The sequence below is a fragment of the Pantoea sp. GW821-FHT03E06 genome, assembly GCF_059420725.1.
Map to the genome: position 1 here is coordinate 1292014 of NZ_JBWKUG010000001.1, position 12135 is coordinate 1304148.

The window sequence follows — 12135 nt, forward strand, 5'->3', positions numbered from 1 at the left end:
CGTCAGGGAGCAGGATGAAAACCACGAAAATTGTGAAGGGCGCAGCAGTGCTGGCTGCGCTGGTGCTGGCCGGTTGTAGCACGAAAAAAGAGCCGCAGGCACCGGCGCGTCAGCCTGCTGATGTCAAAAGTCAGATCCAGCAGCTGTTGCCCAGCGACGTGAAACAGAAATCCGCCTGGGCTGACGATATCTATACCGCTTTCCGCGTGCAGCAAATCGATCCCAGCGCCAGCAACATTTGCGCGGTGATTGCGGTTACCGATCAGGAATCCAACTTCAGTGCCGATGCGGAAGTGCCGGGCTTACCTAAAATTGCCTGGGGTGAAATCGATCGCCGCGCCGCCAAGGTGCACGTTCCGGCGTTTCTGGTGCGCACCGCGCTGCTGATTAAATCGCCGAATGGCGAAAGCTATGCGGCACGACTGGATAACGTGCGCAGCGAGAAAGAGCTGAGCGCCATTTTCGATGATTTCATTGATATGGTGCCGATGGGGCAGAAGCTATTTGGCAATCTCAACCCGATCCACACCGGTGGGCCGATGCAGGTCAGCATTGCGTTTGCCGAAGCGCATGCCAAAGGGTATCCGTATGCGGTGGATGGATCGATTCGCCGCGAGGTCTTCACCCGACGCGGTGGCATCTACTTCGGTACGCTGCATTTGCTCGGCTATCCAGCCGATTACAGCCAGATGCTGTACCGCTTCGCCGACTTCAATGCCGGCTGGTACGCCAGCCGCAATGCCGCCTTCCAGGCCGCGATCGCACGCGCCAGCGGTATCAAGCTGGCACTGGATGGCGATTTGATCATGTATGGCAGCGAGCAGGCCAGCTCCACCGAACTGGCGGTGCGCAGCCTGAGCAAGCAGCTGGATATGAGCAACCGCGAAATTCGCCGCGATCTGGAGAAGGGCGACACCGCCGACTTCGCCACCAGCACGCTGTGGAAACAGACCTTTATTCTTGCCGATAAGATGGCCGGCAAACGAGTGCCGCGTGAAATGCTGCCGGGCATTAAGCTGGAGAGCCCGAAAATCACCCGCAACCTCACCACCGCGTGGTTTGCCCAGCGCGTAAATGGCCGCTATCAACAGTGCTTGACGCGCCGTTGACGCAAACGGGTGTACACTCCACACTTACCTATTGTTTCGCATTAATGAGGTGCTTCATGGACCGATATCCACGTAATGATTCAATCGTGCAGCAGGCATCCACCTCGCTGCAGACCTATATGGCGCAGGTGTATGGCTGGATGACCTGCGGCTTACTGCTCACCGCGTTTGTTTCGTGGTTCGCTGCTCGCACACCGGCTGTCATGGAATTGGTGTTTGCGAACCGTATTACTTTCTTTGGACTGATCATCGCGCAGCTGGCGGTGGTATTTGTGCTGTCGGGTATGGTGCATCGTTTAAGCGGCACGCTGGCAACCGGGCTGTTTATGCTCTATTCGGCGCTCACCGGGCTGACGATGGCGAGTATTTTCCTCGTCTACACCTATTCATCCATTGCCAGCACTTTCTTTGTAACGGCGGGGATGTTCGGGGCGATGAGCTTCTACGGTTACACCACCAAGCGCGACCTGAGCCGTTTTGGCAGCCTGCTGTTTATGGCGCTGATAGGTATTCTGCTGGCGTCGCTGGTAAACTTCTGGCTGAAAAGCCCGGCGTTAATGTGGGCAATTACCTATATCGGCGTGGTGGTGTTTGTGGGTCTCACCGCGTATGACACGCAGAAGCTGAAAGCGATTGGTGAGAACATCAACGTGAATGACAAAGAGAACCTGCGTCGTACCTCAATTATGGGCGCGCTAACGCTGTATCTCGATTTCATTAACCTGTTCCTGATGCTGCTGCGTATTTTCGGCAACCGCCGCTAAACCTCGCATATCTTCGTAGGGTCGCCATTCCTGGCGACCAGGTCGGCGTCAATGCCGACCTTACGATGATCTTTAGCGCGAAACCGATTTCTCCATCTTCTGCTCATTCTTCTGGCGCAAATGTTTTGCGCGACTCTCCAGCCACAAATAGAGCACCAGCGCGACTAACAGCGGCAGAATAAAATAGAGCACGCGATAGGCGAGCAGCGCCGCGATAATGGTGCCGTGCGAGGCATGTTGCCCACTCAGCAGCGCCAGGAAAACCGCTTCCAACACGCCGATCCCGGCCGGAATATGAATAATCACACCGGCAATACTGCTGATCAGCAGCACGCCCAGCACGATAGGATAATCAACCTGACGTGCCAGCAGCAGCCAAATGATCATCCCCATCACCATCCAGTTGGCGCAGGAAACTGCAAACTGAAACAGTGCCATACGCAGCGACGGCAGCTGCAGATGCTGGCCTTTCACCGTCCAGCGGCGTTTCTTCGCGAAGGCACAGGCCCATAAATAGATCGCCACCGTCACTAACAGCACTGCGCCAATGATGCGCAGCGTGGTTTCGCCAATAAACCACCCGGAAGGAATGGGCACCATGCCCGCCGCGAATACCACGCCAGCCAGCAAAATATAGCCGAGCCAGTTGGTGGCGATGCTCAGCGAGAAAATGCGCGTGATGGTGTTGCCCGGCAGGCCAAGCCGCGAATAAAGCCGATAGCGCATCGCCACGCCGCCCACCCAGGTGCTGAGCGTCAGGTTGAAGGCATAGCAGATAAATGACACCAGCATTACCTGGCGTTTCGCCAGCTTATGCCCGCAGTAGGCGCGTCCAATCAGATCGTACAGGCCATACGTTAGATAACTCACTATCACCAGCGCGGCGGCGCTCAGCACCACGTAACGGTTGTAGCCGACGATAACCGTATAGACATCTTCCCAGTTCACCTTGCGCGCATAGATCACCAGCAGCACGATCACCGCAATAAAAAAGAGCGCAGTAAGGATCTTCTTTGCCAGTTGCCAGCGTGGATTCTTTTTCGACATTAGGATTTTGCTCCTGGATTATCGGCTTCGACCCGATCCTGAGTTTCCATTTCGGGTTGTACGGGCGGAGCAACCTGTGACAGGCGCGGCGTATGGGCAGGCAACCAACCGGCGATGGCAGGGAAATGGCGTAAAAAGTGGAACACAATGATGCCTTTGGTCAGCTGCCACCAATTGCGCGGCGGCAGCTTGTCATCGTCTACGCGCACGCAATCGTGCTGCAGCAGCAGTTCCAGATTCTCACGCAGCGCCTGATTGAAGGCGCGATCGTGTACTATCAAATTCGCTTCCAGATTGAGCGATAAACTCAGCGGATCGAGGTTGCTCGATCCTACCGTTGACCACTGCTCATCCTGCACCGCAATTTTGCCGTGCAGCGGGCGACGGCAGTATTCATACACCTCCACGCCGCCGTCGACTAAATAGTTGTACAGCAGCTCAGCGCCCACTTTGACGATCGGCATATCGGGTTCGCCTTGCACAATCAGCCTGACGCGTACGCCGCGTTGGGCCGCGCTGCGCATCTCACGCAGCAGGCGATAGCCGGGGAAGAAGTAGGCATTAGCGATAATCACATCCTTCTTCGCCTTGCGTAGCATAGCGAGATAGTGCTGCTCGATATCGTCGCGGTGTTCATCGTTATCGCGATAAACAAACAGCACCTGAGCCTCGCCAGGCAGGGCGTTGACTGCCGGACGATGCGATCGCCCGCCCCACCAGCGCCGCGTGTGCTGTTCGCTGCCCATCTGCTGCTGCACGTATTGGGTAATATCCAGCACCACCGGACCTTTTACTTCTACGGCATAATCCTGCTTGGACTGGGCGCCGTAATCGGTATTGTGCTCAGCGGAGAAGTTAATGCCGCCCACAAAGGCGATCACCTCATCGATCACCACAATTTTGCGATGCAGACGGCGGAACACATTGGTGCGCATGCCAAGCACCAGCGGGCGCGGATCGTAATAGATAAAGCGCACGCCGGCGGCCGTCAGGCTATCGACAAAGCGGTCAGATAGTTCATGCGAGCCGTAACCATCCACCATCACCTCTATTTTCACGCCGCGCTGGGCCGCCTGCAGCAAGGCTTCGTGCAGATCGGTACCGACTTCATCCTCGAACAGAATAAAGGTTTCCAATAGCAGCGTGCGTTCGGCGCGCGCGATAGCGCCTAGCACGCGCGGGAAGAACTGGTCACCATTTTCTAATAGACGGAGCTGATTACCGTCGCGCCAACTAAAACTCATAGGAAAATCTCCACCGCTAACGGCGCGTGATCGGACAGGTGGGACCAGGGTTTCACCGGTAACGCCCAGGGTTTACTCACCGTAGCATTGCGGATATAGATGCGATCGAGCCTCAACAGCGGGAAACGTGCCGGGAAAGTGCGGGCAGGGCGGCCAGTTTTGATACTGAACACTTCCTCTAACCCGACGGCACGTTTAAGGAAGCGGTTGGCGCTCACCTGCCAGTCGTTAAAATCACCGGCCACCACGACAGGCGCATCTGGCGGCAGCGTAGCAATGAAGTCGCACATCATCTTCATCTGTGCCTGGCGGTGCTTCTCTTTCAACCCCAGGTGCACGCAGAACACATGCAGCGGTTCGCTACGATCTGGCAGGCGGATCTGGCAGTGCAACATGCCGCGTTTTTCACTTCCTGCCACAGAAATATCGCGGTTTTGATATTCAACGATGGAGAAACGTGACAATATCGCGTTCCCGTGATGTCCCTCAGGATAAACGGCGTTGCGGCCATAGGCGAAATCGTCCCACATGGTATCGGCCAGAAACTCATAGTGTGAGGTTTCCGGCCAGTTCTCAATGTGCAGCGAATGGATCGCGTGGGTGCCCATCACCTCTTGCAGGAAGACGATATCCGCGGAGGTTGCGCGGACAGCATCGCGCAATTCCGGCAGGATAAAGCGGCGATTGAAGCTGGTGAACCCCTTGTGGGTATTGATCGTCAGGACTTTAAATGAAAATCCTTGCGTATATTGTGGCATACTGCGACGCGCTCCTTTTCATCATCAACAGCCCAAAGTGTAGTCTTTGTCACAAATGAGTGGTGTTGAGGGCTGAAAATTAGGGCGTATTCTGAAATTTGCTTTACATTGAGGAAGTTCGTCTGGCCTCCAGCCAGATACACTTGGGCGACCTGTTGGGTCTGCCAGGAGAAGAGAATGAAATGGTCTAATCGTGTTCAGATTGTTACCGGACAAACCTGTTTGCACATTGCGATGCACCTGTTGGTGGTTGCAGCGCTGGTTTGGGGCTGGAAACATAGGGCGCTGGTTGAAGTGAGCAGTACCCTGGTGGCAGCTTATGCGGTGGTATTTATTACCATGCTGGTCATGCAGCGTAGTGCCCGTTTACGTAGAATGGGTGATTCCCTTGAAGAGGTAACCACCACTTACTACTTTGGTGCAGCCATGTTAACGCTGTTCCTGATCTCCCGCTTTATCCACAACAACCTGCTGATCGGTTTGCTCGGCGTAGTGATGTTGGTTGGTCCGGCGCTGGTTTCATTGCTGGCGAAAGAGCCAGTGCAGCGCATCGAGAAGAAGCGCAGTTGATCGCTTAAGGACCGCAGTAATGCGGACCTGACGAAAAGGAGCCGAATGCGGCTCCTTTTTTTATGGATGCTGTGGCCGCGGAAAGCTGCTAAACTCGCGCCCTTACGCATGGTAGTTTGTGCCCTTTTCACACGTGAGCCCCGCGCTTGCGTCATATCCCTCCTGAAAACTACACCGCTAACGGCGGTCAGGACGGTTCGGAGTAATACACCTGCATGTCATTTGACTCTCTCGGCTTAAGTGCCGATATTTTGCGTGCGGTAGCAGAACAAGGCTACCAAGAGCCGACGCCAATTCAGCGTCAGGCAATCCCCGTGGTGCTGGCTGGTCGTGACCTGCTGGCAAGCGCCCAGACCGGCACCGGTAAAACTGCCGGCTTTACGCTGCCGTTGCTGCAGCGTCTGACTGCAAAACCGTCGACGGCGCGTGGCCGCCGTCCGGTGCGTGCGTTAATCCTCACCCCGACCCGCGAACTTGCGGCACAGGTTGGCGAGAACGTGCGCGAGTACAGCCAATATCTCGATATCCGTTCGCTGGTAGTCTTCGGTGGCGTGAGCATTAACCCGCAGATGATGAAACTGCGCGGCGGCGTTGACGTGCTGGTGGCAACACCGGGTCGTCTGCTCGATCTGGCGCATCAGAACGCGGTTGATCTGTCGCAGGTCGAAATCCTCGTGCTGGATGAGGCGGACCGTATGCTCGACATGGGCTTCATCCATGACATCCGTCGCGTGCTGGCGCGTTTGCCTGCGAAGCGTCAGAACCTGCTGTTCTCCGCGACCTTCTCTGATGAGATCAAAACGCTGGCGGAAAAGCTGCTCACCAACCCAGAACAGGTTGAAGTGGCGCGTCGTAACACCGCGTCTGAGCAGGTTTCACAGCAAGTGCATTTCGTGGATAAGAAGCGCAAGCGGGAACTGCTGTCGCTGATGATTGGTCGTGATAACTGGCAGCAAGTGCTGGTGTTCACCCGTACCAAACACGGCGCGAATCATCTTGCTGAGCAACTAAATAAAGACGGCATTACCGCCGCCGCCATCCACGGCAATAAGAGCCAGGGCGCACGTACCCGTGCATTGGCTGACTTCAAATCTGGCGGCATTCGCGTGCTGGTGGCCACAGACATCGCGGCGCGTGGCCTCGACATTGAAGAGCTGCCGCACGTGGTGAACTATGAGCTGCCAAACGTGGCCGAAGACTACGTGCACCGTATCGGTCGTACCGGTCGTGCGGCCGCAACCGGTGTTGCACTGTCGCTGGTGTGCGTGGATGAACACAAACTGCTGCGCGATATTGAGCGCCTGCTGAAGCGTGAAATCCCGCGCATTGAGCTGCCAGGTTTCGAAGTCGATCCGAGCATTAAAGCGGAACCGATTCAGAACGGTCGTCAGCAGCAGGGCGGTGGTCGCGGTCAGGGCCGTGGTCAAGGCCAGGGCCGCGGTCAGGGCGGCAACGTCTCGCGCCCGCACAGCGGCAATGCGCCACGTCCGCAGGGTGAAGCGCGTTCAGCGCGTCGTCCAGCGCAGGGCGCAGGTCAGGCGGCTCCAGCGGCGAACAGCGGTCGTCGTCGTCCGGCACCGAAGAAAACCGGGAACGCCTAACGTCATGAGGGTTTTGCTGGCGCCGATGGAGGGCGTGCTCGATTCGCTGGTGCGTGAGCTGCTCTCCGGGGTGAATGATTATGATTTGTGCGTGACCGAGTTTTTGCGCGTGGTCGATCAGCTGCTGCCGGTAAAATCCTTCTATCGTTTATGTCCTGAGCTGCATAACCATAGCCGCACGCCATCAGGCACGCGCGTTCGCATGCAGCTGCTTGGGCAATATCCCGAATGGCTGGCAGAGAACGCCGCGCGTGCGGTGGAACTCGGTTCGTGGGGCGTGGATCTCAACTGCGGCTGTCCATCGAAGTTGGTGAACGGCAGCGGTGGCGGCGCCACTTTGCTGAAAGATCCTGAACTGATCTACCGCGGCGCGAAAGCGATGCGTGAAGCGGTGCCGGATCATTTGCCGGTAACGGTGAAAGTGCGCCTTGGCTGGGATGCCAGCGATCGTCGCTTTGAAATCGCCGATGCCGTGCAGCAAGCTGGAGCCAGCGAGCTGGTGGTGCATGGTCGAACCAAAGAAGACGGCTATCGCGCCGAAAGTATCAACTGGCAGGCGATTGGCGAAATTCGTCAGCGTCTGCGCATTCCGGTGATCGCTAACGGCGAAATCTGGAACTGGCAGGATGCGCAGGATTGCATGCGCATTACCGGCTGCGATGCGGTGATGATTGGCCGCGGAGCGCTCAACGTGCCGAACCTGGCGCGCGTGGTGAAGTACAACGAAGCACCGATGCCGTGGTCCGAAGTGGTGGCACTCTTGCTGAAGTACACCCAGCTGGAGAAGCAGGGCGATACCGGCATGTATCACGTGGCACGCATCAAGCAGTGGCTTGGCTATCTGCGCAAGGCCTATCACGAAGCCGACGGCTTATTCAGTGAAGTCCGCACCCTCAAAGTCTCCGCCGAGATCGCCACAGCGATTGAGCGGCATGCGGCCGCGATAATCGCTTAATACCGCAAAAATTGCCTGTGTATGCCGGTGCGCATCAATGCGCACCCTACGAAACCCTCGCCACATAGCCGTAGGGGCGCCATTCATGGCGACCGTATTATTCAAATGTGGTTAAAACTTTATAACTAAAAAATCTGCGATCTATTAGCAGGCTAAGGTTATAGTGGTTGACTCCTTTCATCATTGTTTTCGATGCCATTTCCCATGTCTGACGCCGCTGTACTGAGTAACGCTCAGTTAAATAAACGCATTCTCTCCGTCATTATTTTCACTTTCTTTTGCTACCTGTCGGTGGGTTTACCGCTCGCGGTGCTGCCGGGATTCGTGCATAACCAGCTCGGTTTCAGCTCATTCATCGCCGGATTGATCATCAGTCTGCAATACTTCGCCACCCTATTAAGCCGCCCACATTCGGGGCGTCTGGCGGATCGCTTGGGTCCAAAACGCGTGGTGATGATGGGATTGCTGTTCTGCGGCATGAGCGGTGTGCTATCGATTCTCGCCGCGCTGTGCAGCGACGTGCCGATGTTGAGCCTGGCGCTGCTGGCGGCCGGACGTCTGTTCCTCGGCGTAGGTGAAAGCTTCAGCAGCACCGGATCCACCTTATGGGGCATGAACATCGTCGGTCCGCTGCAAACCGCGCGCGTCATCTCGTGGAACGGTGTAGCCACCTATTTCGCCATGGCGATTGGTGCGCCGCTCGGCGTACTGCTGAATCAGTGGTTTGGCATCAGCGGCTTTGCCGGTTTAGTGGCGATCATGGGCGTTGCGGGCTTCTGGATGGCGAGCCGCAAAGCGAGCGTCAGCGTCACGGCCGGCGTGCGTATTCCGTTTCATCGCGTGGTCAGCCGCGTGTGGATGTTTGGTCTGGCGCTCGGCTTTGGCACTATTGGTTTTGGCGTTATCTCCACGTTTATCACCCTTTATTTCGCCAGCCGCGACTGGAGCGGCGCGGCGTTTGCGCTCACCTTATTCAGCCTGGGCTTCGTGGTGGTTCGCCTCGGGTTTGGCCGCTATATCACCCGCTTTGGTGGCTTGAAAGTGTCGCTGGTGTCATTGGTGCTGGAGTGCGCTGGATTGCTGTTGATTTGGCAGGCCGACAGCGTGTGGCTGGTAGATGTTGGGGCATTTCTCACCGGCGGCGGCTTCTCGCTGGTGTTCCCGGCGCTTGGCGTTGAGGCGGTGAAGCGGGTGCAGCAGCAGGATCAGGGCTCGGCGCTTGGTACTTATTCGGCCTTCCTCGACTTAGGGCTGGGATTAACCGGTCCGGTGGCGGGTTTGCTGATTGGTCACTGGGGCATGCAGTCGGTGTATCTGGCGGCGGCGTTAATGGTGCTGGGTGCTTTTGGCCTGACGCTGCGTCTGCAACAGCTGCACGGCCGCCAGCCAGCCGTGCAAACTGCGAGCGATTAATACTTCTCTGGCACCACCATGTGCTCAGGTACTGGCGCGCGGCGATAGTCTTCCGAACGTTCGCGCGGCGGTAACATAACCGGTTTGGCTTCACTCTCTTCGTACGGCATCTGCTGCAGCAGATGACTAATACAGTTGAGACGCGCACGTTTTTTATCCACGCCTTGCACCACCCACCACGGTGCTTCGGGGATGTTGGTGCGCTCCAGCATCTCCTCTTTCGCCTCAGTGTAATCTTCCCAGCGGCGACGGCTTTCGAGGTCCATTGGGCTCAGTTTCCACTGCTTAAGCGGATCGTGAATGCGGCTGAGGAAACGCAGCTCCTGTTCTTCATCGGTGATTGAGAACCAGTATTTAACGATCTGGATGCCGCTGCGCGTCAGCATTTTTTCAAACTCTGGCACGCTGCGGTAAAACTCTTCCACTTCCTCTTCATTGCAGAAACCCATGACGCGCTCCACGCCTGCGCGGTTATACCAGCTGCGGTCAAACATCACGATCTCACCAGCAGCCGGCAGATGCGCTATGTAACGCTGGAAGTACCACTGGGTTTTTTCGCGATCGTTAGGCGCGGGTAGGGCGGCTACGCGGCAGGTTCTCGGATTCAGACGTTGAGTAATACGTTTGATCACGCCGCCTTTCCCCGCCGCATCGCGCCCTTCAAACAGAATCACCACGCGATGGCCGGTGCGCATCACCCAATCCTGCAGCTTCACCAGCTCGCCCTGCAGATGCAGCAGCTCGCGGAAATAGCGGCGGCGAAACGCTTTGTCGCCCTCGGCCTGCGTCTCACCGTTATCATTGAAGCGCAGATCGTCCAGCTCCATCTCCAGCTCTTCGTCGTAGCTGTCGTAAAACTCCTGCAGCAGACGCTGATTAAAGGTCTCGCTGTGGAAGCTGTTGTCGTGTGTCGCCATCATTTTCTCCCATTACAGGTGGATAAACAGGGCGTAAAGGAGCCCCGAAAGTAAGACAGAAACCGGCAGCGTCAGTACCCAGGCCATCGCCAGATTGCGAATGGTGGCGAGTTGCAGACCTGAGCGGTTGGCGGCCATCGATCCGGCGACGCCCGAGGAGAGTACATGGGTGGTGGAAACCGGCAGGCCGAAGACGTCGGCTGCGCCGATGGTCGCCATTGCCACCAGCTCGGCACTGGCACCTTGCGCGTAGGTGAGATGCGTTTTGCCGATGCGCTCTCCCACGGTGACCACGATACGGCGCCAGCCCACCATGGTGCCAAGGCCCAGCGCAATCGCCACCACCACCTTCACCCACATCGGGATAAAGCGCGTGGCGGCATCCAGCTCTTTTTTTACCGCCGTCAGATTGCGCGCGGTCTCTTCCGGCAATGCCACTTTGGCATTTTGCAGATGTTTAATGGTTTCTGACGCCAGATACATCTCGTTGCGCGTGTTGGTCACCGCCTGCACCGGGATGTTTTCCACCGCGCCATAGCGGCGAATCTGGTCACCGATATCGCCCAGCATCATGCCGAGAGCAGGTAATACCTGCGGACGGTTTTGGCTGGTACGCACGAATTCGGTCAGTACCTCGCGCGGCGCAGGCATCGCGGCGGGCGCCGGTTGCAGCATCAGCAGCTGCTGTTCGGTGACCTGTGTTAAGGCGGCGACGCGCGGGATTTGCTCCGGCGGCAGCGAGCGGTTCAGGGCATAGGCAATCGGCATGGTGCCGACCAGAATCAGCATGATTAAGCCCATGCCTTTCTGCCCGTCATTCGAACCGTGCGCGAAGGAGACGCCGGTGCAGGTGAGGATCAGCAAGCCGCGGATCCACACCGGCGGCGGCTGATTGCCTTTCGGCGCTTCATACAGTTGGCGATTGCGGATAAACGCTTTCATCGCCAGCAGCAACAACCCGGCGCAGATAAAGCCGACAACCGGCGACAGCAGCAGCGCGTAGCCCACTTTAATCGCCTGATCCCAATCGACACCGCTGGTGCCGCTGCGCCCGTGCAGCAACGCATTCGCCACGCCAACGCCGATGATCGAACCGATTAGCGTATGGGATGAAGAGGCGGGCAAGCCGAAATACCATGTGCCGAGGTTCCAGATAATTGCCGAAAACAGCAGCGCATACACCATGGCAAAACCGTGGCCGCTGCCCGCTTGCAGAATCAGTTCTACCGGCAGCAGCGAAATGATGCCGAACGCCACCACGCCGCTGGAGAGCAGCACGCCGAGGAAATTACAAAAACCGGACCACATCACCGCCACGCCGGGCGACAGCGAATGGGTGTAAATCACCGTGGCGACGGCGTTGGCGGTATCGTGGAAACCGTTCACAAATTCAAAGCCGAGCGCAATAATCAGCGCCACGCCAAGCAGCAGGAATGGCGTGTAGCTGGTCACCGGTGCGCCAGTCTCTTCAACGTCGTTAAACAGGTTGATGCCCGCATACAGCAGGCCAGCCATCAGCAGCAGCACAAAGATCAGGCGTGAGGCAGGACCGTTGCCTCGATTAAGGTTCGGGCGTCCGTTATGGGACGAGGAGGTCGATGCGGGTAAACTGTTTTCAGCCATAAAACACCTCAGTGTTAAATCACGATGCTCGAACGGCACCCTTTGACTTCCAGTGTGATACGGGGTTTGTATGACAGAATGATGATGGCGAACGGCCAGTGTCATATTGCTGCAACATCCCTGTCGCACCCTGT

At 57.1% G+C, this 12135-nt stretch carries 11 protein-coding genes; 6 read left to right on the plus strand and 5 right to left on the minus strand.

The window, feature by feature from the left end; translation table 11 throughout:
* The first annotated feature begins 14 nt into the window (after positions 1 to 14).
* Positions 15 to 1109, plus strand: a complete 1095-nt coding sequence (locus tag AC07WB_RS05980) for a DUF1615 domain-containing protein (RefSeq protein WP_097094505.1) — start codon at positions 15 to 17, stop codon at positions 1107 to 1109.
* A gap of 56 nt (positions 1110 to 1165) precedes the next feature.
* The gene (locus AC07WB_RS05985) at positions 1166 to 1873 is read left to right on the plus strand and encodes a Bax inhibitor-1/YccA family protein (protein ID WP_097094504.1); all 708 of its coding nucleotides are present in this window, start codon (positions 1166 to 1168) and stop codon (positions 1871 to 1873) included.
* A gap of 72 nt (positions 1874 to 1945) precedes the next feature.
* Here the strand turns inward: AC07WB_RS05985 and AC07WB_RS05990 are convergent, their stop codons facing one another.
* Genes AC07WB_RS05990 through AC07WB_RS06000 form a run of 3 tightly spaced genes read right to left on the minus strand, consistent with a single transcriptional unit; the run spans position 1946 to position 4922 of the window.
* Complete coding sequence (locus AC07WB_RS05990; RefSeq protein WP_494940179.1) at positions 1946 to 2920, minus strand: lysylphosphatidylglycerol synthase domain-containing protein; 975 nt, start codon at positions 2918 to 2920, stop codon at positions 1946 to 1948.
* The gene (gene clsB, locus AC07WB_RS05995) at positions 2920 to 4164 is read right to left on the minus strand and encodes a cardiolipin synthase ClsB (protein ID WP_400455114.1); all 1245 of its coding nucleotides are present in this window, start codon (positions 4162 to 4164) and stop codon (positions 2920 to 2922) included. Before clsB ends, AC07WB_RS05990 begins: the two co-directional genes overlap by 1 nt.
* Positions 4161 to 4922 carry an endonuclease/exonuclease/phosphatase family protein gene (locus AC07WB_RS06000; RefSeq protein ID WP_494940180.1) on the minus strand — a complete coding sequence of 254 codons (762 nt, stop codon included), beginning with the start codon at positions 4920 to 4922 and terminating at the stop codon, positions 4161 to 4163. Before AC07WB_RS06000 ends, clsB begins: the two co-directional genes overlap by 4 nt.
* A 177-nt stretch (positions 4923 to 5099) precedes the next feature.
* On the opposite strand from AC07WB_RS06000, the gene AC07WB_RS06005 reads away from it, so the two are divergent.
* The 4 genes from AC07WB_RS06005 (at position 5100) to AC07WB_RS06020 (ending at position 9461) form a co-directional block, all read left to right on the plus strand.
* Positions 5100 to 5492, plus strand: coding sequence for a YbhQ family protein (locus AC07WB_RS06005; RefSeq protein ID WP_097094500.1), 393 nt, complete (start codon positions 5100 to 5102; stop codon positions 5490 to 5492).
* A 215-nt stretch (positions 5493 to 5707) separates the two neighbouring features.
* The gene (gene rhlE / locus AC07WB_RS06010; protein ID WP_097094499.1) at positions 5708 to 7093 is read left to right on the plus strand and encodes an ATP-dependent RNA helicase RhlE; all 1386 of its coding nucleotides are present in this window, start codon (positions 5708 to 5710) and stop codon (positions 7091 to 7093) included.
* A gap of 4 nt (positions 7094 to 7097) precedes the next feature.
* Complete coding sequence (dusC, locus tag AC07WB_RS06015; RefSeq protein ID WP_097094498.1) at positions 7098 to 8048, plus strand: tRNA dihydrouridine(16) synthase DusC; 951 nt, start codon at positions 7098 to 7100, stop codon at positions 8046 to 8048.
* A gap of 204 nt (positions 8049 to 8252) precedes the next feature.
* A complete protein-coding gene (locus AC07WB_RS06020; RefSeq protein ID WP_097094497.1) occupies positions 8253 to 9461 on the plus strand; it encodes an MFS transporter in 1209 nt (402 codons plus the stop codon).
* Here AC07WB_RS06020 and ppk2 read toward each other — a convergent pair.
* Both ppk2 and AC07WB_RS06030 read right to left on the minus strand, forming a co-directional pair.
* On the minus strand, positions 9458 to 10378 hold the full coding sequence (gene ppk2 / locus AC07WB_RS06025; RefSeq protein ID WP_097097568.1) for a polyphosphate kinase 2: 921 nt from the start codon (positions 10376 to 10378) through the stop codon (positions 9458 to 9460). The genes AC07WB_RS06020 and ppk2 overlap by 4 nt on opposite strands.
* A 12-nt stretch (positions 10379 to 10390) precedes the next feature.
* On the minus strand, positions 10391 to 12001 hold the full coding sequence (locus AC07WB_RS06030; RefSeq protein ID WP_494940181.1) for an inorganic phosphate transporter: 1611 nt from the start codon (positions 11999 to 12001) through the stop codon (positions 10391 to 10393).
* Positions 12002 to 12135 lie beyond the last annotated feature (134 nt).

Excerpts from the sequence above, each read along its gene's own strand:
- AC07WB_RS05980 (WP_097094505.1), top strand. The coding sequence starts at position 15 with ATGAAAACCACGAAAATTGTGAAGGGCGCAGCAGTGCTGGCTGCGCTG.
- AC07WB_RS05985 (WP_097094504.1), top strand. The coding sequence starts at position 1,166 with ATGGACCGATATCCACGTAATGATTCAATCGTGCAGCAGGCATCCACC.
- AC07WB_RS05990 (WP_494940179.1), bottom strand. The coding sequence starts at position 2,920 with ATGTCGAAAAAGAATCCACGCTGGCAACTGGCAAAGAAGATCCTTACT.
- clsB (WP_400455114.1), bottom strand. The coding sequence starts at position 4,164 with ATGAGTTTTAGTTGGCGCGACGGTAATCAGCTCCGTCTATTAGAAAAT.
- AC07WB_RS06000 (WP_494940180.1), bottom strand. The coding sequence starts at position 4,922 with ATGCCACAATATACGCAAGGATTTTCATTTAAAGTCCTGACGATCAAT.
- AC07WB_RS06005 (WP_097094500.1), top strand. The coding sequence starts at position 5,100 with ATGAAATGGTCTAATCGTGTTCAGATTGTTACCGGACAAACCTGTTTG.
- rhlE (WP_097094499.1), top strand. The coding sequence starts at position 5,708 with ATGTCATTTGACTCTCTCGGCTTAAGTGCCGATATTTTGCGTGCGGTA.
- dusC (WP_097094498.1), top strand. The coding sequence starts at position 7,098 with ATGAGGGTTTTGCTGGCGCCGATGGAGGGCGTGCTCGATTCGCTGGTG.
- AC07WB_RS06020 (WP_097094497.1), top strand. The coding sequence starts at position 8,253 with ATGTCTGACGCCGCTGTACTGAGTAACGCTCAGTTAAATAAACGCATT.
- ppk2 (WP_097097568.1), bottom strand. The coding sequence starts at position 10,378 with ATGGCGACACACGACAACAGCTTCCACAGCGAGACCTTTAATCAGCGT.
- AC07WB_RS06030 (WP_494940181.1), bottom strand. The coding sequence starts at position 12,001 with ATGGCTGAAAACAGTTTACCCGCATCGACCTCCTCGTCCCATAACGGA.